At 50.4% G+C, this 22,232-nt stretch carries 14 protein-coding genes; 10 read left to right on the top strand and 4 right to left on the bottom strand.

Going from position 1 to position 22,232, the window contains the following annotated elements; translation table 11 throughout:
- The first annotated feature begins 346 nt into the window (after positions 1-346).
- The 3 genes from ACYVJM_RS29845 to ACYVJM_RS29835 are packed head-to-tail and all read left to right on the top strand — an operon-like array spanning position 347 to position 3,564.
- Complete coding sequence (locus ACYVJM_RS29845; protein WP_461151787.1) at positions 347-1,426, top strand: HlyD family secretion protein; 1,080 nt, start codon at positions 347-349, stop codon at positions 1,424-1,426.
- Positions 1,427-1,483: 57 nt separating this feature from the next.
- Complete coding sequence (locus tag ACYVJM_RS29840) at positions 1,484-2,155, top strand: DUF4956 domain-containing protein (RefSeq protein WP_461151786.1); 672 nt, start codon at positions 1,484-1,486, stop codon at positions 2,153-2,155.
- Between the two features lie 50 nt (positions 2,156-2,205).
- Positions 2,206-3,564 (top strand): TolC family protein, encoded by a 1,359-nt coding sequence (locus ACYVJM_RS29835; protein WP_461151785.1) that lies wholly within the window; start codon positions 2,206-2,208, stop codon positions 3,562-3,564.
- A gap of 200 nt (positions 3,565-3,764) precedes the next feature.
- On the opposite strand, the gene ACYVJM_RS29830 is transcribed toward ACYVJM_RS29835, so the two are convergent.
- Together ACYVJM_RS29830 and ACYVJM_RS29825 are read right to left on the bottom strand one after the other, a co-directional pair.
- Positions 3,765-4,310: an RNA polymerase sigma factor gene (locus ACYVJM_RS29830; RefSeq protein WP_461151784.1), complete on the bottom strand. Its 546-nt coding sequence runs from the start codon at positions 4,308-4,310 to the stop codon at positions 3,765-3,767.
- Positions 4,311-4,720: 410 nt separating this feature from the next.
- Positions 4,721-5,218: a hypothetical protein gene (locus tag ACYVJM_RS29825; RefSeq protein ID WP_461151783.1), complete on the bottom strand. Its 498-nt coding sequence runs from the start codon at positions 5,216-5,218 to the stop codon at positions 4,721-4,723.
- A gap of 1,058 nt (positions 5,219-6,276) precedes the next feature.
- On the opposite strand from ACYVJM_RS29825, the gene ACYVJM_RS29820 reads away from it, so the two are divergent.
- Positions 6,277-8,253: a peptidoglycan D,D-transpeptidase FtsI family protein gene (locus ACYVJM_RS29820; RefSeq protein WP_461151782.1), complete on the top strand. Its 1,977-nt coding sequence runs from the start codon at positions 6,277-6,279 to the stop codon at positions 8,251-8,253.
- A 1,785-nt stretch (positions 8,254-10,038) separates the two neighbouring features.
- On the opposite strand, the gene ACYVJM_RS29815 is transcribed toward ACYVJM_RS29820, so the two are convergent.
- Together ACYVJM_RS29815 and ACYVJM_RS29810 are read right to left on the bottom strand one after the other, a co-directional pair.
- Positions 10,039-11,142 carry an alpha/beta hydrolase gene (locus ACYVJM_RS29815; RefSeq protein ID WP_461151781.1) on the bottom strand — a complete coding sequence of 368 codons (1,104 nt, stop codon included), beginning with the start codon at positions 11,140-11,142 and terminating at the stop codon, positions 10,039-10,041.
- Positions 11,143-12,223: 1,081 nt separating this feature from the next.
- Positions 12,224-13,348: a Fic family protein gene (locus ACYVJM_RS29810; RefSeq protein WP_461151780.1), complete on the bottom strand. Its 1,125-nt coding sequence runs from the start codon at positions 13,346-13,348 to the stop codon at positions 12,224-12,226.
- Between the two features lie 677 nt (positions 13,349-14,025).
- Here ACYVJM_RS29810 and ACYVJM_RS29805 point away from each other — a divergent pair.
- The 6 genes from ACYVJM_RS29805 to ACYVJM_RS29780 all read left to right on the top strand — a co-directional run bounded on the left by ACYVJM_RS29805 (position 14,026) and on the right by ACYVJM_RS29780 (position 22,232).
- Positions 14,026-14,907 carry a hypothetical protein gene (locus ACYVJM_RS29805; RefSeq protein ID WP_461151779.1) on the top strand — a complete coding sequence of 294 codons (882 nt, stop codon included), beginning with the start codon at positions 14,026-14,028 and terminating at the stop codon, positions 14,905-14,907.
- Positions 14,908-14,910: 3 nt separating this feature from the next.
- Positions 14,911-15,690, top strand: a complete 780-nt coding sequence (locus ACYVJM_RS29800; RefSeq protein WP_461151778.1) for a LytR/AlgR family response regulator transcription factor — start codon at positions 14,911-14,913, stop codon at positions 15,688-15,690.
- Positions 15,691-15,694: 4 nt separating this feature from the next.
- Entirely contained in the window at positions 15,695-17,704 is a 2,010-nt protein-coding gene (locus tag ACYVJM_RS29795) for a tetratricopeptide repeat-containing sensor histidine kinase (RefSeq protein WP_461151777.1), read from the top strand.
- A 378-nt stretch (positions 17,705-18,082) separates the two neighbouring features.
- Positions 18,083-19,258 (top strand): hypothetical protein, encoded by a 1,176-nt coding sequence (locus ACYVJM_RS29790; protein WP_461151776.1) that lies wholly within the window; start codon positions 18,083-18,085, stop codon positions 19,256-19,258.
- Positions 19,259-19,533: 275 nt separating this feature from the next.
- On the top strand, positions 19,534-20,772 hold the full coding sequence (locus ACYVJM_RS29785; RefSeq protein WP_461151775.1) for a serine hydrolase domain-containing protein: 1,239 nt from the start codon (positions 19,534-19,536) through the stop codon (positions 20,770-20,772).
- Between the two features lie 239 nt (positions 20,773-21,011).
- Positions 21,012-22,232, top strand: coding sequence for a serine hydrolase domain-containing protein (locus ACYVJM_RS29780; RefSeq protein WP_461151774.1), 1,221 nt, complete (start codon positions 21,012-21,014; stop codon positions 22,230-22,232).

Raw genomic sequence — 22,232 nt, 5'->3', positions numbered from 1 at the left:
TTTCATCCTGGGCGACTCGGCTGATGGGGCTTTTCAAGGGGCCCTCGAAAAGCGTCTGTACTTTCTTGGCTTTGAGCGTTTTTTTAAGATAGCAATCACTGAAAGCGGGTTTTATACGACAGCGCCTTTTTTACTATCTGTCCAATGTAATCCGTCGCCTACGACCGGATTACTAGCGGCCACCAGTTACTCCCCTTAATCACCGGTTTTAAGCACTTCTGGAGAGATTGTTTTTTTATTATCCCTCACCAACTATCCCTCTCATAGGTGACCTCGCCAGGCATGATGCAGTCCTATGGTGTGTGGAGTTGAACAGCGTTTGCCCCCTTCCGACAACGAACCGATCATGAAAAGAAACATGCTTCTTGGCGCTAGTTTTGTCCTGGTCATCGCCCTGGTGAAAGACCTGCTGCCTGCTACCCTACCGTATCCGGTTCGAACCAGCAGCCTGGTTATGCCCGCCAGCGAATGGACTTTGAGTCGAGTCCAGAACGGGAATTTGATTTCTACTTTAAAAGACAATCGCACGGGGCGACTGAGCGCCTTTTCCGCTTCGGTCTTTCAACGGGGGGACCTGGCCAATTTTCAGCTTGATCCGACGCTCTATCACCGAACCTACCTCCACAAAGGGGATACCGTTGCCAGGATGTACTCGAATCAGGATCAGGAGCGGCTAACGCAGCTGATGGGCGAATTGGATGTACAGAAAGCTGAACTTCAACTCGCCAGTTCGGGCCGTAAAGCGGCTGACATCGAGGAAATTGTTGATCAGCTGGCCCTGGCCAAACAGGAACTGGCCGCTCAAACCGCCTTAACAAAACGTATCGAGGCCCTGTATAGCGATTCCCTGGCCTCCGCTCAGGAGTATGAAACGGCCATTCATAGACGCCGGGTGTGTGAATTGACAGTCCAGGCGAATGAAGCTGCTTACCGGTCTGCCACGACCGGTAGCAAGCCCGAGCAACTTCAGGTAATCCGTAGCCGAATGAACACACTTCAACAGCAGATTCAGCACCTGCAAACTAGTCTCAAGGAACTGACGCTTGTCGCGCCGGTATCCGGGACAATTCTCCAGAAAAAATCGTTGGCAGTGCCCACGGAAGAAGTGCTTTTATCCGTAGCCGACCAGTCGGACTATGTGTTAGCGCTGCCGGTAAATTTCCTGGAGCGAGACTATGTTCAGCTTAATCAAGACGTAGAAATTGCCATTACGGGCACCATGAAAGTAGCCTTTGGACGGATCATCGGAATGGATAACACGGTTCAGCTGGTTGATGGCCGTCAGGCATTTTTCGTGACGGCCATCATTGATTCGAAAAACCTGCCGCTTGTTCCGGGTATGCTCGTTAAAACAACAATCTGGGGCCAATCGCTTACCCTAAAAGAGCACCTCGTACGGGCAGCTAAATCGCTTTTCATCTATTAAAACTACCCACAGGAAGGGCCCATTCTGACCTCATTTGCCGCTTAAACCCTCATTGTTATGCATCAGGAGCTTCAGCAGGTGTTTAATTTTTCGATTACCATTCGGGAGGTAGTCATCAATACTGTACTAGCGACTGTTTGTGGGGCCGCTGTCTCTTTTTTCTATATCGCAACCTTCCGAGGGGGTAACTATTCCATCCATCTGATCAAATCGATCGTGATGTTGTCCATGATTACGGCTTTCATCATGATGGTGATCGGCGATAATCTGGCTCAGGCCTTTGGGATGATTGGCATTATGTCGATCATCCAGTTTCGGTCGGCCATGAAAGGCGCACAGGATTTCATGTTTCTGTTCTTTGCGTTAGCCCTTGGATTAGCCTGCGGAGAGGGGTTATACGCGGTGGCTTTATCCGGGTGTTTGCTCATTGGCCTTATCACGGTTGGCCTATCATACGCCCTGGCCCACACACGGCAGAGCGATTTTATTCTGAATGTGCTTAGACAGTACGGGCATGGAGCGCCCCTCGACGACAGTGTCATTTTACACTCCTTTTGTAAAAAGTATAAGTTGATAAGCACCAAAGTGTCTATGAAAGGTGAGGATACATTGATGAAGCTATCCTACTCGGTACGGATAAAAAAAGGCTATAGTAGCGAAGGGTTTGTGGCCTCACTGAAAGAAGTTGACGGCGTCATCCAGGTCAATCTCATAGCCGAGGAAGTGTAGTCACGTCCGGCACAAGCAAGCAGATCCCATAACGACTAATTTCTACGAATATGGCTGTAACTCTACTCTTCAAAAGTAATGTGCTGAAAGTCAGTCGATACAGAAAGTACTGGATCGGGTTGTGGTGTTACTGGCTCAGCTACACGGCGTCCGCCCAAAAGAACTGGACGTTAGCGGATTGTCTGGCCTTCGCCCAAACCAATAACATTCAGTTGCAACAGGCCAATCTGATTCAGGACAAACAGGTTTTAGCGTTTCAGCGAGCAAGAAACCAGGCCCTGCCGACCCTTGATGCCCGGGTACGTTCGGCAGGTAACTGGGGCTTCCTCATTGATCCATCGACGAATGTGTTGTCGAACCAGTTCAATCTGGGCAACCAGGCTTCGCTTACCCTAAACCTGGATCTATTCAACGGATTCGCCAACGCCAATCGACTTAAGCTGAGCCGACAGGAAATAAGTACGGCCAACTATGCCTATCAGATAAGGCGTAATGCCATTTCGCTGGAGGTAATGGATTCGTTTCTGGAGGTATTGGTGGCTGGTGAACAACTGAGGAATGCAAAACAGCGATCCGCTTATTTGGCTAAACAGCACCAGAAAGTAAAGGCTCAGGTCAGCAAGGGCGTCCTAAGCAAACGCGATATCCTTACCCTTCAATCGCTGATTGCGACGGAGGATCTAACGGGGGTTTATGCGGAGGTCAGCCTGGAGAAGGCCCGTTTCAACTTAATGAAAGTCATGGGCTTACCGCTTACGGAGGCTATCTCGGTCGATACCATCCGTCTTCCTGACTACTGGCTGCCAGCCGAGCGAACGCTCGATGAGGTTATGGATGCTTCCTTGACATCCCTACCCGAGCTGAAAGCAGCCGAATCAATGGTTCAGTCAACCGACCACGCCTGGCAAATTGAACGAGCCAGTTTTAAGCCTGTGCTGGCCTTTACGGCCCAACTAGCCACCAGAACCTCTAATTATAAGCCCGAAGGGTTCAGTTCACAGCTAAGAGACAACCTGAATCAACAGGTTGGCTTTTCCTTCTACATGCCTATTTTCAATCGATTTTTAATGAAGAATACCGACCAGCGGGCCAAGCTGGATATACGCTTTTCGCAGCTGGCCTATCAGCAAGTTGACCGGGACCTGCGAGACAACGTGATGCAGGCGTTTCTGGCTTGCAAAGGAGCCGCCAGAAAGCTCAAGGCCCTTCAGATTCAGTACGATGCGATCAGTGAGGAATACCGGTATGCCGTAAAAATGCTGGAACTGGGCGGTATTGATGCGGTTGGCTATAGTGAGACGCGAAGTCGGTTGATTGCTGCGCAGTCCGAACTCCTGCAAACCAAATATGATAGTTTTTTCAAGGACAAGGTGCTGGATTTTTACCAGGGGAAACCCTTGTCCTTTTAGCCTTTTGTTGTACAACCAGCCTTGGCTGGGTTCAGAAAGGTATATACATATGATATGCCTTTTAAGCGGAAGGGTTCAGCGCTATCCTGAAGGATGAGCCCCAACTGGCACCCGAGCAACGCGGTTTCACCCCCTAGTCGGGCGGAGTGAGTAGCCTACAGGTTTAAAGCACATCGTGAACCCAACTAGAAGTCCCCCGCCTATTGGTTGGCTACTTGTTGATAGCACTGATAGGCTTTCTGGCGGGAACGCCTCAGGCGCATTTTAACCGCACTCTCCTGCAGCCCCAACTGGCGGGCAATCTGGTGGATCGGCAGGCCCTGCTGATACTTCATCTGCAGGAGATCAACCTCCTGCGAAGAAAGCTTGCCGAGCACCTGCTGAAGCAGCTCCAACCGTTCCCCCAGGAGCGTTTCCTCCTCGCTGTCCGCTAGTTGATGGGTCGCATAGTCCTCTACATTCGCCATGGGTAGGCGCTTGGTAGCTTTGATCTGGTCCAGACAGTAGTTGAAGGAGATGGAGTAAAGCCAGGTGGAGAAGGTGGACTTGCCCTCAAAGCGGTCCAGCCGGTCGAAGGTGCGCATAAAGATATCATGGGTGTAATCCTGGGCTATCTCCGCATCTTTGGTCAGCGACAGACACCGGTTGTAGACCTTGCCCACATAGCGGTTGTAGAGGGCCTCGAAGCAAACAGCGGGATTGGTGGTGAAATGCTGGCGGATGAGTTCTTCGTCGTTGAGTTTCATGGTTTACTAGCGAAAGAGGTTATGCAAACAAAAAATTTTCATTTTTGATGTAACGACACAAATTTGTTTAGACTTCCTCGCTAAAGAGAACGCATTTCGATGAAGTGTCCGTTTTACCCACTTTTCGGTTACGAATGTGTGCTGAAGCAGTCCGTCGGCCAGCAGATTCATCATCAAGCTCTGGGAGGGTACTGCTGATCCTAAGCAATACCCCCCTTCTGAGCGCAAAGAAACAGACGAATCAGCTGGCCGACAGTGCCCCTAGTTAACTGCTGTTTCAAAAGGTAGTCAGCCCACGAGCCGTCAGGTCAGATCAACTCTTTTCACCGAGTGAGCCGCCTTGGTTTCACGGCTGACTCCTAAGCGTAGCCAGTGCCCTTCCTATCAGCCCTGGTCGCGTCTTAGCCATGCTAGGGCAGGGGTTGCCCGCCTACTTTGTAGCTAATCACGCCGTGCAGGTCGGCCTGCAGTTTCTGGGCTAGCTCATGGAGGTAGAGAAAACCCCGGTGCGCTAAGGTTGATGGCCGCTTTTCATAACCATACCTCACCATTAACGGGTGGCTTTCCGCTCCCGCACCAATTTCCTTCCCCCCCTGCAGGGTACCGGTGAGTTTGACCAGCCCTGCGTTGACCGATAACTGACTCACAAAAACAACGTCTTTGCGTTGGTCAAAGGGATAGCCCGGGGCGCTGATCAGCAAACAGTCATTTGCCACCGAGAAGGGAATGGCTTGCTCGGCAAGGATCCGAGCAATAGTTAAATAGGCCTCCTTATCGGCCAGATCCGTGGTAATCAACACCGTGTTAGCTCCCGAGAAGGGGCGGGCTTGCCCATAGCTAAGGGTCAGGCTGCCACTCAGCAGCAGGATGAAGCAGTAGCGTAGCTGGCTCGTAATTCTGTGTACCATAAGAGAACTATCAACGTGTGTCATTACTTCGTCAGACGCCGCCCTCAGGGTAATCAGTCCTGATCATTATTCCTCACCGTCGGTGTGCCTGCGTACCGAGTAGGGTTGATTTCTGACTACAACCGGGTTTACTCGTGCCCTACAGCCAACTTACAGGCGGATCCGATCGTTGAAAAAGCGAATTCCGGCATACAAGTAGAGTACAGTACCGTGGGTTCCGGGTAACGTCACAAAAAGATTAGATGTAAGCACCCCTTGTTGGTCATCCAGTAACCAGTTTAGCAGGGCAGCGCTCTAGCCAACAAGAGCTAGTAGACAACCGGTTATTAAATGGAGTCGAAGCAAGGTTTTCTACACGGTTTGAAAAAGAACAGGAGTTTATTGATTATCGAAGGCTTGGCCATATAAGCTCGCTGTCACAAAAAGAGCGCCAAGTGATTGGGTGTGTTGAATATATATACTTAGCGGTAATCTTTTTTTGAACAGTAGTTATAGTAAACTACCCTTATAGCTAAGGCTTGTTATTCAACTCGGTTTATTAACCGTGTAAAGCGTCTACAAACGTCGCCCAGGGTAGTATTTTCTACACATATGAGGTTTTTAAGCCGCATCTACAGTCAGGTGCTGATCAGCTAGGGAGGGATAGTACCGGCTAAGAAAGGATGAACTGACAAAGCAAGAGAGGCAAAACAGGCGCCTTTTATTCAAAGATAAATAATGCTGCATTAATCAGTTGGGCCAGGCGCTCGGGCGTAGTCAGGCCAATGGGATACGAGTCACTCGATTGGGCAACCTTTTTCCGGCAAAGCCTATTAGCGTCTCGAATCAGGACAGGTGGGATTCAGTCCGTTTTCTACGCAATCAATCGCAGCGGCCGGTCGGATAGCCGGCCCGCACCACCGGGGCGGGGCTACTGGCCAATGGCTCTGAGCTTGCGCAGCAAGGGGCTACACTCCCCCGTTAAGTAGACTCATTCTCAGCTTGACCATGGGAAAACAAACGGAATTGGCCTTACCTTTGTTAACGGCAACAACGGTAACGGGTAAGCGTAGTCAATCATGTTGGAGGATCGTCAGTGGGTGGTTATTGGGCTCTTCTGTAGCGTGGGCCTGCTTTATTTAGCTCGCTTGTTCTATATGCAGGTATGGGATGATACCTATTCGCTGGGGGCTTCCAAGAACTCCATCAATCGAGTTTATGAGATACCTTACCGGGGAAAAATCTTTGATCGGAACCAGAAACTACTGGTCGACAACGAAACGGTGTATGATCTGTACGTGACGCCCAATAAAGTGACCATCGCCGACACCACGGCTTTCTGCCAGCTGATGAAGCTGACCAGACCCGCCTTTGACAGCTTGATGGGCGCCGCGAAACAGTACTCCAGGGTGAAACCCTCGCTCTTTCTGCGACGACTAGCCAAAAAGGACTTTGCCCATCTGCAGGACGCCCTAGTCGACTATGGGGGGATTCAGGCCCAAATCAGTTCCATTCGAAGGTACCCTGGCCACACCCTGGCCAATGTGCTGGGCTATGTCAGCGAGATTACCCGCCAAAAGCTCGATGAGCAACCAACCCCCTACTATCGGCTGGGAAACGCTATTGGCCAGACCGGATTGGAGGCCTATTATGAAGAACAACTGCGGGGGCGGCGGGGCGTTAAGTTTGTGATGCAGGATGTGCATGGGGTGCCTAAGGGATCCTGGAAAAAGGGCGCCTATGATACCCTGGCTATAACGGGCCACAACCTGATCACCACCATTGATTCAGATTTGCAACGATTTGCCGATAGCCTGATGAGCCATAAAGTGGGCGCCATTGTGGCCATCGAACCGGCAACCGGTGAGATTCTGGCTTCCGTATCGGCTCCTTCCTTCGATCCGGATTTGTTGTCGGCTCCCCACTTGGCGGCACACTATGGGGCTTTGGTCAGGAACCCTTACAAACCCCTCTTTAATCGACCGGTCATGGCCAGTTACCGACCGGGCTCCACCTTCAAATTGATCCAGGCGCTGGTGGCCCAACAGGATGGGAGCCTGTTACCGGGAACGGTTTACGGCCATGCCGGTTCGCCCATGCGCTGTCACTGCCGGGGCGGCAACAGCTTGCGGGGCGCCATCGGGAATTCGTGTAATCCCTACTTCTATCATGTGTTTCGTCGCATGCTTTATAACAATGCCGAATCCAATCCCTTTAAAGCCTCGGCCGTCGGGCTGGCTAAATGGCACGAGCGGGTAGAAAAGTTTGGCATTGGGGAAAAACTGGGCGTTGATCTGCCCAGCGAGCGGCGGGGCAATCTACCCGACGTGTCGTATTATGACAAGATGTACAAGGGGGCTAACCGCTGGAAGTTCTCCTACGTATCCTCGTTAAGTATTGGGGAGGGGGAGCTGCTGATCACGCCCCTGAAGCTGGCGAATCTCGCTGCTGCGATTGCCAATCGGGGTTGGTTTATCACGCCTCACTACCTCAAAGGCGTTGACCAAGCAGGTCACCAGCTGCCTGGTCAGTATCGGGTGCATCAGGCTACCGGCGTTGATCGTCCCTACTACCTACCCGTCATTGATGGCATGCGTCGGGCCGTTGTGAGTGGCAGTGCCAAATCGGCCAATCTACCGGGGCTGGATATTTGTGGTAAAACGGGCACCTCCCAGAACGCCCGACACGGGGCCAAGTTCGACCACTCCATCTTTTTAGGCTTTGCGCCGATGAACGAGCCCACGATTGCGGTAGCGGTGTTTGTGGAAAACGCCGGTTGGGGGGGCGATGTGGCCTCTCCCATCGCCGCTTTGGTGATTGAGCGGTACATCAAAGGGCATACTGAGTCAACCCACTTAGCGGCCCGGCTGCGGGCCGCCCGGTATCTGCCGCCTCTTGGGGGGGGGACGGCCTACAAAAAGCCGGTCGTGGTGAGCTCAGGCACGGCAGCTGGTGAGCGAGGGGTAAGCCGTCGCTTCTTGCTTCCCCAAGGGCTCAAGTCCAGACCCCTCCTAGGGGATCTTCCGTCATGGGCGGGGGCGGCAGCACCGAAGTAGTGGTCACCTGTCGTTTGTTGGCCCCTGGTTGAGTGGACAGTTCGATAGGGTTGATCAGCGGATTTCGGATTCGGCTGACGGGTGATTTCACCTTGAGTTGACCGCGTCCTGTCAGCTAGTTAACGATCCTCGAATTTCCAGTTTAGTCACTTAGCGAACTTTTGGTTATTAATTGCCAGTGAACTACTTAAGCACTATCCCGATGCTGTTTCGGACCGATTTCGATTGAGAATCCGGTCCTACTCGATCTGACTAATTCTTACGCATTTAGCCGCTTGGCCTATGTGCTGCCACATGACATCACGGCTTTTCCGAGGATGACCCGGCCGATCACCTGCTTTGTATACCCGGTGGATGTCATGCTGCTGACGCGTCGGTTCGTCATTACACTATACGGGCAGATTGCTGCTTTACTGCATGCGGTCAGTCTGGAGAGTTTTTCTCATAGCATCGATCATATGTTATGTTTAAGGGTCAGCCCTACCCTAAACGCACTTAAGTGGCTTTCTCGGCGTATACCAATATTTAACTCGTCTTAGCCTGCTACGGCTACAAGTGGCCGGATTTTATCGACAAGGCGGCTTACCCCTTCTGCGGCAATCCGCCCTAGGGCTGTGTATCGACCCGGCTGGCGTACTTTTACCGCGATGGGTTTACTAAGCCGCTTGGAAAATTAGCACATGCAGCGAGTTACTTCTGTAAAAGGGTTTTTTAGGGGTTCTTTAGCTAAATTGGCGGATTTATATGGTAAGCAATCGCAGCCGCAGACGGTGGGTTTCATAGTTCAAATAGCTGGATTATTAATAATCAGCGCCTTATAAAATAGGGTGTTTAAAAAGGGGCTTCAAAAAGGTTATTCTGCACAATCAAAGAGGGTAGCCGCCCTTATCAAAAAGGAAATCAGAATTGATAAATGCTTGGTTGTATCGTTGAAAATCAGAATTTGCCTATACATAGTTGCTTACCGTATAAATTTGTTCGTTTGGCAAAAATACCCCTTTTAGGGCGGGTAGGGTCGCTCTGGTGACAAACCTAGGTGAGTCAGGTCTAAATAAGGCACGCCTCACCCGTTACCAGTCACTTACATGCGTATCAACGTATATTACCATCAGTTCTCTTTGACTATTTATCCCTCCATAGCTAGACGGCTAAAACTCACACCGGGGCAGCAGTTAAGCTCAATTCACCAAGCGATGGACGTGCTCAATCAAAATGCAACCCACCAAGCCTTAGTGAAAATGGCGAATCAGCGGTGCCTAAACTAGGAGCCTGTGTCTGGTTGGCTCTGGTAACTTACGGCCGGAAAGTCTTTGTCTTGTCTTGCTTTCCGGGGAACCAATCATTACTAATTTCTCAACGGCTAGCCATAAATGCCCTCTTGAAAGGAGTAATCGAATCGGTTGTTGATCTCCAAGGGCGCGGCGAATCGGAGTATATGCAGCCGGAAGAGGGAACCAAGTGAAAGGCCTTCGAAGCCATGAATAAAGTGTAGGTGAATCAGATCAAAAAGCCACTTTTTTATTTTTTGTCCCCTTCTACAGAGTAAGTGGTGCCTACTCTATCGCCTTCCTAAATTAACCGTATGCTACTAGAAAATCTAGTCAAAATCCAATATGAATACGCATCTTAATGACTTATTAGGCTATGAACGGGCCGGTGCGAAAAAAAACTCGACAACTATTCCCATGGAAGGTTGTCGAGTTAAGTTTTAGGCTTATAAGCCAACCTGGGGCAGCTTAGAACATTGGATTACTGACCTGCTTACAGGTCAGTAATCCAATACCCTTATTTAAAGGCATTAAGCAATTGGGTGGCCGCCAGTTCCTGAGCAGCCTGGGCCTGGGGCACCAGGGCATACATGCCAAAGAATTCATGCGTTACACCCGTAAAGAGTTGGTACGTAACAGGCACGCCCACCGACTGCAGCTTATCCCGCAATTGCATGCCTTCGCTCTGCAGAGGATCAATCTCCGCCCCAATGATGGTGGTGGGGGGTAAACCACTTAGATTGGCCACATCCACCAGCGAGATCAACGGACTGTCCCCATCAGCGGGCGAGTTGAAATAATTAGCCACAAAATACTGCACACCGGCTTTACTCAGGGGCTTGGCATTAGCATATTGCAAATACGACGGGGTGTTCAGGTCGTTATTCGCCACGGGGAACACCGATAAGATATGAACCGGCAACCCAATGTTTTGATCGCGGGCCATCATGCTTACCGTAAGGGCCATATTCCCGCCCGCACTTTCCCCGGCCACCGCTACTTTAGCGGGATCACCATTGAGGCTGGTCGCATTTTGCTTCACCCACTTGTAGGCCGCAAAGGCGTCTTCGTGCGCGGTTGGAAATTTGTTCTCGGGCGCCAGTCGATAATCGACTGACACCACAATGGCCCCTGTCTCTTCGGCCAGTGCCAGGGTGGAGTATTCATACACTTCGGGACTGGCAATCACCCAGCCACCCCCATGATAGTAGACGATGACGGGTAGTGTTCCCGATACATTGTTGGGTTTATAAATGACAATCCGAATGGGTGTACCCCCCGCGCCCGGAATCATTTGCTGACTCACCGTAACATTGGCCGTAGGGTGAGGGATTTTATTTTTGTCGAGTAGCGAATTGACGGCATCTTTGAAGGAGGGTTGCTGGCGGGCCTGTTGAGGGGTTAACTGCTCGATGGGGGTGGGCGCCAGCCGGCCTAGTTCTTCGATGACGGCCTGCATCTGGGGGCTAATGGTTGGGCCCCAGTCGGACTTGGGGCCCGTCGGTTGGATGGTTTGACCCGGTTGGGGAAGGCGGTGATCCTGGCAAGCGGTGAAGGCCAGCATAACTGAACAAGCCAACAGGAGCCGTAATTGGAGATGAGCGACGAACTTATTTTTCATGAACGTTGATTGATTTAGTAAGTAAACCAGCGGGTGAAATAAGGGTTATTGTTTATTTATTCGCTGGCTATACTGATTTCGTTACGGTAGGGCGGTTAACACCCTCATCGTTGGAGTACTTTCCGACTTGCTTGGCCATTAGGGCCGTTGCCAAGAGCAATTCAGAGAAACGAAAGGCCTGTTCTTTCTGCCAGGCAGTGCCAATTCGTCTGGCAAGTGCTTGTGGGGCCTGCTTTTGTTTTCTCCCTTTTATTGAGTGGTCGAATGAAGCGTTGTAGCTTTACGCATGGTTTGAAACTCTTCTTAGAAGAGGACACGATTCCTTTGTCCAGTACAGCCTATTAAAACTCTTTATGGATCAGTTTTCAATCGTCTACCGCGATGTGGCCTATACCGTTGTGGATCAACAGCCAGAGCGTGGTGATTTGTTCTACCATAGGTTTCTCAAACAAGTGGATCGAGTAACCGACATAACCCCGAACGGCAGATTTATAACTGGCACCGAACTAGGGGTTTGTCGAATGATTAACTGCCTCTTAGCGACTGAGATTAGCTAACTATTGGCTAAATAACGATAAGAAGCCTGCGCTTGATGAGTCGTCAGGCCATGTAAAAAAGGCACGGCTGGTCTTACCCCTAAAAGCCTGACTACATGTCTTCAGCTCAGGAGCCGAGGCGAGAACTTAATTTGACAATAGGAGACCGAAAGGGCTTGCCTGCTTGGGCGAGTCCTTTTTTGTGCGAGTAGTCCTTCTGGGTTGTTTAGCGTGCGTCATTTCGGTCTGTCCCCATTTCTAATTGGATTGAGCTATACTTCGGATAGAGTGTAATAACGTTTTCACTTGGATTATAACGACTAATCATTAAGTTCTTCACAAAAATTCTGGCAATTCCCTACCTAAGTGAATCAATCCCTATGTGGTCGTTGGGCAATAGAATGAACAAACAGTAGCTTTTACCTTCTGCCGACAAGCTTATCTTGCTAAAGCGACAACGTATCAAATAACGCCCGAATTATGAAGCATATAGATGGGGCAGCCTTTAGTTTCCTCCTGCCAGGCTACGTATCAATATATCCTTGCTAGCTTTGAGACGTTGTCTGAATCAAGGGAGTAGGCCCAACCGGTTGGCTATGGCCTACATCCACAAACAGTTTCATCAACGCTTGATTGATGTAGTAATTACTTCGCCCAATCTTCTGTTTATGCACTAAGCCCTGCTCGGTTAGTAAGTCCAGATAGCGCGTGGCCGTCAAGCGTGTCACGTGCAAGTCCGCCATCAGAAAATCAATCTTGGTGTACGGATGCTGAAACAAGTTGTTCAGTAAGTCCTGACTGTAGAGCTTGGGCAACCGCTGTCGCAGCGTGTGCTTGTAGTGCAGCATTAGCTCCCGAATGGCCTCTACCAGCACAATGGTTTGTCGGGCCGTTTGTTCGACCCCATCCAGCATATACAGCAGCCAGCCCTCCCAATCCTGTTGGTCGCGCACGGCCTGTAGCCGTTCGTAGTAGCCGCTCTTATGCTGAATAATGTACCGACTCATGTAGAGGATAGGCAAATGGAGCAGGTCTTGCTGCACCAGATACAGCATATTGATAATTCGCCCCGTACGCCCGTTTCCATCGTAAAAGGGGTGGATGCTTTCAAACTGGTAATGCACAATTGCCATCTTTACCAGCGGGTCGGCATCGAATAGGGTGTCGTCGTTGATAAACGCTTCGAGGTTAGCCATCAGGCTGGCAATCTGGTCAGCTTCCTGCGGGGGCGTGTAGACGACCTCTCCGGTTTGTCCGTTCCGGAGGGTTGTGCCCGGTAACCGTCGAAAACCGGCATTATTCTGCTCCAATTCCTGCTGAATGGCGATAATGTGTCGCAACGTCAGCAGCTTTTGTTGCCGCACGAAGGCAAATCCTTTTTTTAGGGCACTGGCATAGCGTTGTACTTCTTTGGTTGCCGGACTGGTAGCGGTATCGGTGAAGAGTTCGGCTCTAAACAGATCGTCATGGGTGGTAATAATATTTTCAACGGCCGAGGAGTCTTTTGCCTCCTGAAGCGCCAGCGTGTTGATCAGGATCGATTCATTGGGAATCGTAGCGGCTACCCCCTTGAGTTCTGCCAGATACCGATGGGCGGCCGCCGCTTTGCGAAGCACGGGGCGGGTTTCCAGATCAATCGTTGGCGGAAGAGGTGTTAAAACAAATGCCATAAAAACGGTAGGGACAAAAACTTCCTGAGCACATATGCATAAAAAGGAGACGTTATCTATGTATATTATACGCAATATATATAGAAAATGTCACTTTTCTATATATGTTATAGTCGCTACGGTTAGGTCAATCTGGTCATGTGTTTTCCTAAAGCCGTTTGATGGCACAAGCGAGGTATTCTATCAGCTTAGGCAGTCTCTGTGCTCAACTTGGCTTTGTATAGGAATGGCATACGTTGTAAAGTTGTTTTTGTGGCCAATGTGTGTTGTGGTATGGTCAATCCAAGCTTAAGAAACTTATCGTCTCACGTAGGAGGGTTTTATAAGACACGGGCTTTAATTACCTGTCCATCACTATCCGGAGAATAGGCAGCTAAATAGACTAATTAAGTCTTACTCCATAGGATCAGCAGACTTGGCATTTTGACCAAGATAGAAAATACTCAATACATACAGGCATAAAGCCAACTCTCATAATCCAGATTTATGGCTGACCGGGGGAACTGGCCACTACTTTATTCAGGTCGTTCATGTACGTGGCCCCGTCGTTTATGCCTATTTATTGGTACCCTTAAATTCCACTGCTTACTTTTCAGGTAAATGCCATACGGTTGACACATAGCTTTACTCAGTGTTTGATAAATTGACGTACCTTGAGTAGCCTTTCCCGTCTACCCATGCTGCGTCCGATAGACCCCTTAAAAATCCCCCTGTTCATCTCCCTGCTGTTGATAGCCGTGTTTGCCTGCACAACCACCGATCATCAAAACAGTATGACCAACGCCGATACTTTATCCGTTCGGGCGACTCCTCTCCGTCCCAAACGCCGGGTTCACCAGGTAGTATGGCATGCCTATAACACCAACTACTATACCTATACATTTAATTCCCGCCAGCAGCTAAGCGCCTGTTCAGCCATTGAACACACGTTTACGCTGAAAGATCAGCCCCTCAACCAGCAACTTATGTACACCAAAGCGGGCCTGCTGGACCAAGTACGCGGTGAGCGGGGCTTCAGTCAATATACCTACAAGAACGGACTGTTGGTAGAAATCGTCTTTATTCAGGATAGTCAGCCTATCTATCGCTATCAGGTCAGCACCAATGCGAAGGGGCAGATTACTGGGCTACAGGGTAGGCCGCTCAACGACAGTGGCCTGATGGCTTACTCGACCCAATACCAGTTGGATCAACAGGGGCGGTATGTGCAACTCGACGTGCGCAACGACCACAACCTGCTTTATTATCGGATCATACGGCGGGACTTTGATTCGTCGGTATTCAGTCCTTATCAGTTAATACGGGGCGTACCCTATGACCTCAACAGGCACCCTTGGATTACCTGGGGAGAGGTCTTTCCCATCAGCCAGGAAGGAGCCCGGCGCGTAGAAATTTACCGGTACGCGCCCCCAGAAACGCCCGACCAATTAATTAAACGGGCAGATTTGTCGATTACCTGGCAAACCGACACCTCGGGTTACGTAACTGGGCAGTTCAGCACCGATGCACTGACGGGTATCCGGGATACCGTTTCAATCCACTACCTTACCTTACCCTGAGCCATGAGTGACCCGATCAACATTCTGATTATTGAAGATGAAGCGATGCTTGCCATGGACCTGAGCGATTTGCTGGAAGAAGAAGGCTATTTCGTGATGGGAACGGCCAACAACGGCCCCAAAGCCCTGAGCCTGCATCAGCTAAACCGGCTGGACCTGGCCCTGTGCGATATTCATATCAAAGGCGATTGGGACGGCATCGAAACGGCGGAACGCCTACTGGCCGAACGGCCCATTCCTATCATCTTTCTGACGGCCCTAACCGATAAAGTCACGCTCGACCGCGCCATGCGGCTCTACCCATCGGCTTACCTCATTAAGCCCGTCACCGTACCCGGCCTGCGGGCCGCTATTGAACTGGCCCTGCGAAACTTTACCCAGTTGGTGACTACGGCGCCCGAACCGCGGCCTTCCCTGACGAGTCGGCCTGCGGTCAAAGAGGAGGCCCGCTCCGAGCCCATTCTGCGGATTGACGACGCGGTGTTTATCAAACATAACTATCAATTCGTCAAAATCAGCCTCGATGCCATTGACTATATCCAGGCCGATGGCTCCTATACGACGATAGTGACCCCCCAACACCGCTACGTCTTACGGCTAACCATTGGCCACGTGCTGGACCGGCTTAACTTCCCCCAGCTGATTCGCATCCACCGCTCCTATGCGATCAATCTGAATCGGGTGAGTACCTTCAACGAGCGGGAGGTGTGCCTCACCACGCTATGCCTGCCCCTGGGCCGGCTCTACAAGCCCGACTTTTTGCGCCACTTCAACATTCAGTAGTTCTATGCGTGCCCGTCTGTTTCTTTTTTTCTTGATGCTGAGCTTCAGCAGTTGGGCACACCCCCTACCGCTAATAGATTACGATAGCCTCTTTCAACGGCGGATGGCGAGCCTTACGCCCGTGCAGCGATTGGTCTGGGCTGACCAGTATGCCGTATTTCTGAGCGAACATTCCCGCTTCGCTGAAGCCAGGACCCTCTTACAAGCTTCGCTCCGGGTAGCCCGCCAAGCTCATTTAACTGCCTGGACGGCCCGATTCTACGAGCACTTAGGGTATATGGAAGAAACCAACGGCAATCTTGTCCGGTCCGTTGATTTTTTCCTCCAGGCACTGGCTATCTATCAGGCCACGTATGCTTTTGAACAGCAACAACAACTCTGTGTCCACATTTGCGCCGTGTACAGTAACCTTCAGAATCTGACTAAAAAAGAGGCCTACCATCGGCAGGCGGCTAGGGTACAACGCCAGTATCATCAACTCTTCATGCTGACGTTTATGTATGCCGATAAAGCGGATGATTTCGTAAGTGCCGGCAAACTGGACTCTGCCCTGGCCTATAGTCGAAAGGCCATGACCGTTCTCTGGGTATCCCGGCGATGGACAAGCTTTTATAGTTACCTAGATGGTTACGGCATTTTGTTGACCAAAAAGGGGCAGTACCGCCAAGCCGAAGAAACCTTTCGCCAGTGTCTGGCCTACAGTCTCCAGCAGGGCGATAAGCGACGGGAACTCTACGCATACATCCACCTGCCCGAACCGCTGCGACGACTGAACCGGCTGGACGAAGCTGCACACTACGCCAACCTAGCCCTGAGCCGTATTGCCTATGACCCTGAACGCCAGGATGAACACCGTATGCACGTCTATGAATCCCTAACGCACATTGCCGAAGCCAGGGGCCAGTACAAACGGGCCCTGGCTTACGAACGGCTGAGCAATCTGGCCCGAAATGCGCTGTTGAGCGTAGAGAAAAACCGGCAGCTTGCCGAAGTAGAAGCCCGCTACCAGACCGCTCAGAAACAGGTGCGCATTAACCAGTTAAGTATTGATAACCAGCGTCAGTTGACCCAAATCAGTCGGCAGGCGGTCGGCCTGACTGGGCTAATCACCCTGCTGGGTCTGGTTCTGTGGCAATACCGCGTCATCCGGCGGGTGAACGCCCGGCTGAGAAGCTCCAACCAGCAGATTAGCGAAAATAACCGGCAGATCAGCCAGCAGTCCGACCGGTTGGGCATTCTAATGCAGGAACTGCACCACCGGGTCAAAAATAACCTGGCCATCATCTCGAGCCTGTTGCGGATGCAGTCCAAACGACTCGACGACCCCCGGGCGGTAGAGGCCGTACAGGATGGCCAACGGCGGGTAGAAGCCCTCTCATTGATTCACCAACAGTTTTACCAGAGCGAGAACCTGGCCGATGTGCCCATCAAAGTCTACGTGACCGAACTCACCGAGAACCTGTTGCTGGGCTACGGGTTTGACCCTGCCACCTTCGACTGTCAGCTCGAGGTAGCGGATATCCATCTGGATGTGGATGTGGCCGTACCCCTGGGGCTGATTCTGAACGAAGTGCTGACCAATGCCTTTAAATACGCCTACATCAACGTAGAGAAACCTACGCTGAATGTTCGGCTCCAGCCGGTAACGGATGGCTCGGGTACCGGCTTACTGATTGAGGTTCAGGATAATGGTCCCGGACTGGAGAGTCCCGGACTGGAGGGTCCCGGACTGGAGGGTCCCGGACTGGAGGGTCCCGGACTGGAGGGTCCCGGACTGGAGGGTCCCGGACTGGAGGGTCCCGGACTGGAGGGTCCCGGACTGGAGGGTCCCGGACTGGAGAGTCCCGGACTGGAGCGTTCAGCCCCGGCTGTTTCCCGGCGAAAAGGCTCCTTTGGCCAACGACTGATTCGTGAACTGACCGGCCAATTAGAGGGCGAGATGAGCCTGACGACCCGGCACGGCACCTACTTCCGGCTGTGGATTCCGACCCCGGCTTGGATTGGTCCGGCCTGACGTCCCTGGCCCGGTCTGCATTGGCCCTACCTTTTACCAATTCTTCCTATTTATTCTTTGATCCACAGCCAAAATCCGGTCGTTCATGCACCGGATTTTGCCGTTTATTCCCCTTTCCAGGCGTGGTGAACCATTACTATCCAATTTTAAGCAGACGCTTTTCTAAAAGTTATCGTAGTTCGATCATTTGGTATCGTTTAGCGGAACGGCTACTCCTTACTTTTTGCCTACGCTTAGGCAGCCAATTTCCCTTTTTGAAAATCTAACTACCAGTCTTAAAGCCCACTACTCTATTAGTTATGTAGACCCTGTAAGCAAAGTGCTCCTCCTTTACTCTTCTCGCTTAATAAAAGTCAATGTAAAAAAACAAACAGTACCATGGAATTGCAAAACACACCAAACAAACAAAGTCGAAGAAACTGGCTGCGGGATGCAGCCATCGTGACAACCGGTGTTGCTGTCATGCCCTCGCTGCTGACCAACTGTACCGATCACCTTCCGGGTTTAGGGGCCGAACCAACACCAGCAGACATTCAATTGTATGGCGTGGCGGCAGAAAACATAATCCGTATGCGACAATGGTATGATAGTGTCTACTTAATTAATAATACGTATAACCTGGAAGTGTATAGCTATTTTAAATCAGGCACGCCTCCCCGAAAGACTTGGATAGACATTGTCGAAGACATTGCCTATAACATAGGTATCAGAATGTTAGAAGCAGCCGTAGCGGAAATTCCCGGTGCCTCTGCTGCAGTAGCAATCATAGCTGATCAAATTACGAAATGGTCCAAAGGACCAGATACAGGAAAAAAAATAGATAGTACGCTTGCCGATTATATGGATGTGTATAATACACAGTATCTAACCGTCACCAAGAGACTGTCTTCATTGTCCAGTAATCATGACAATTACAAGAACATGCGGGAAGCGTTTGCGGGGGGGGGAGTTGAGTTTAGCGGCAAAAAATATACCATTGAGGATCTGGCGCAACAGCGCTTTCCAGATATGAACGACGTAAATGATGTAGACGATTTTGAAACATTGAAGGCTGCTGCAGTCCTTAAGTACAAGCGGAATATATGGAATACGATGTTTGTTCTGGCCGGAGAAATGAAGTTCGATAATCCATCGTCATTTTATGTAAATTTTAAATCCAAGGAACGGGATTTACCCCGGCCATATGCGATAGAAAACTATTACCCGAATCATAAAGCCAGGTATCTGCGAGGGTACTATTACAGTACTCTGTTTGGTGAATACTTCTATTATGCTTCTTTTTATTTCACGTTCGACGGGGATGAATTGTCAGAAAGTGCAGCGAAAGTATTATTTAAAGATGACGCCCCTGGTCATATAATAAATCCAGAGGCTTTGTTTGAACGCGATTACGTATTCAAACAATTTCATGCAAAAAAACCTGATTTTAAGGAATATTTTGAAATCAGAAGGGACACAGAGATAGGACCCTGTACAGGAGTTACAGGTTGCCGATGGTTTGATCCTGATGCCAATAATTACCAGTTTACAAGAGGAGATTTAGGTGACAAATAGAGGGTCCCAAGTACTATTAATGTTCAATGAACACAACGGTGCTAATGCCTTCTAGGCGCAGTCAGCGTTCAAAGTAGTAAAAGTATTCTACCGGGAGTGTCTCTTCATCCGCTTCTATAAGCGGACGATTTGCGGGCGGGGAGACACTTTTCACTACGTTAGTAGACTCTGCTTTTCCCACAGCTTCATTCCACTTAACTGATAATTTTCGTTTCACATCAATTATGTTAACTAATTCATACCTACCAAAAGTTACTCTGCAGTTGAGTAGGGTTATGCTGGCTTCTGCAGGACTTGTAGCCTGTTCTTCCCTGTTCGAGGACCATCTGTCACCCGCGCAACTCAGTAGCCAAAGCCGGGTGCGAAAAGCGGTCGACAGTGTACGCACCGCCTTGGAAAAAGAACTAAGCACTTCGGTACCCTCGCTAAACCTGTATATTCAGACGCCCACCGAGACAATCTTTGCCTCCTCGGTACCGGCGGGCATGGCGCCCTTCACAGAAAATACCAATTTCCGATTCGCCAGCAACACTAAAACCGTTACCGCTACGGCCATCCTGAAGATGCAACAGGATGGCTGGCTGACAATTAAGGCGAAAATTACCGATAGTATTTCCGGAACCAGTACGCCCTACGTTCCCAACACCCCAGCCTGGAATTTTCCTTACAAGAACGACATCACCATCGAGCAACTACTGCAACACAGTGCCGGGGTTGTTGATGTCGATAATGATCCCCTTAAAGATCAGTTCAATGGAAAAACCTATACCGCCTATACCCAAGAACTTAATCCGAATCATCAATTTACAACGGAAGAAATGGTGTCTCTGCTTCCCAAATACAAGCCTTACTGGGCACCGGGCACTGATTTTCATTACAGTAACACCGGCTATTCCATACTGAGTTATATCATTGCCCGGGTCTATTCGCTGAAAAGTGGCAGCCCCAAAACGTATGATGACTACCTGCAGGATCATATAGTTGGGCCGGGAACGAGGGTACCTTTGGCGCTTCGGTTTCCCGTCCGAGCGGATGAAACGGTATTGCCTACTCCCCGGGCGGAAGGTTTAGAACGGACAGCCGCTGGACAAAACATCATCTTCGGTGACTACAACATGAGTGCCCAGGTAGGGGAGGGTAATGGCTATGGTACATCAGCCTCACTCAATACGTTCATACGAACGCTGATGAAAGGCCAGAACGTATTAACGCCCGAAACCGTGAAGCTGATGCAAACCGATGTTAGCCCGGGCAAAGCGAACGGGAACCAGTATGCCCTGGGCAGCTTCTACACCCCAAATCTGGGCTTTGGCCATAATGGAGAGCGCTGTGGTACGCTGTCGCTTATGATGTATGATCCAGCTAGGGATGTATCAGTGGTAGCGTTTATAACGCTGGTCGACAACAGCCATGTTACAAAGGACGCTAGCAGCACATTTTTCAAATGTTTCAATGCTGTATACGGCGCGGCTTACGGTGGCCGGGCGGCCCTCGGCTATCCAGGTAGGCCATAGGCCTGTAAATTAATTCTGCTTAACATGTCGACTACCTCAAGGCAGTAACGACCCATACCCGTCGGCCTAGAAGGTTAGTTAGACCATTTCTTACCGGTTTATGGTAGACCTGCCGTCTTCTTTGAGCCACAATGATCCGAAAGACCGCGGTTGAACAGGGTGGATCCAACAGCCATTCTGATCCATTCCGTAGCGTCACAAAACTTAATGTTTAGCCGTTTTACTTAACGTCCATTCCCATGAAACGCCTGTCCCTGTTTACCCGGGTTATCCTTCTCATCCTGGGAAGTACCACGCTTGAGTCCTGTGTTCAAGATCATCTACCTCTTACCAATGTTCAGCTACAGCTCCAACAGTTGACCGATAGTCTCTATCAGCACTTAAATCAGACATTAAGAATAGAGAAAAATAAAGGGGGACTTTTTTTACAAGTCAATAGCCCGGCCGGATCGAACCTGGTTTCCACTAATATTGAGACTGGCGTTCAGGCAAATTCACATTTCAGAATAGCCAGCCTATCCAAAACCTTTACGGCAGCGGCCATCATGCTCCTTGAGCAGCGGGGTAAACTGAACATCAACCAGTTTATTCCGGCTTATCTGCCGGCTACGTCCGCTTATGACATTCCGAACAAAGATAAGATTACCATTAAACAACTGCTTCAGCACCGGGCCGGCGTGTTCGATGTGACCAATCAAGAATTTCCCGAAACCGTCAATCAGCCCTACGCCAAGAAAAACTACGTTTTTTATGTCCGGGAAGACCTCATGCAGGATACACATACCTTCACCTTTGACGAACTGGTTGGGGTTGTGGCCCAAAACAAGTTGGCCAACTTTGCACCGGGAACTACATTCGGTTATTCCAACACGGGCTATAACCTGCTGGGCAAGATCATTGAAAAAGCATCGGGCATGTCGTATAGCGAATTCATTCGGACCCAGTTTCTGGAGCCTCTGCAGTTAACTAATACGTATGGTGTGTGGCAGGGAACCGATAACCGGATGAGAGATCCGTTTATTAACTCGTACCTATATGTACCCGGCCAGCCTGTGGAAGCTACGCCGGAAGACAACTTGTCAATGCACGTAACCGAGGGCGATATGGTTTCAACGCCAGCCGATATCACCCGCTGGATCGAGTTATTGATGACGGGCCAGGCCGGTTTGACGCCCCAAACGGTGGCTAGAATGCAGGAGATGGAAGTGGCCGACGTATCCCACGGGGTCTACGGATTGGGGATTACCTTCAACCAGGGACTGGGCTTTGGCCATGACGGCGCTCATTTAAGTTTTGTTTCTACGCTGCGCTACAACCCGGCCAACAAGACGACGGTACTGATGGTCGCCAACTTTATCGCAATCGGTGGCCTACCAACTGCCCCTAACGCTAATTTCCTAGAAGTGGCATACGGCGTACGGTACACCGCCTTGCGAGCGGCTCAGCTCGTGAATCGTTAA

Source organism: Spirosoma pulveris, from assembly GCF_054781875.1.
Note: the sequence above shows the minus strand (reverse complement) of the source record. Positions and strands in the feature narration are given on the sequence as shown.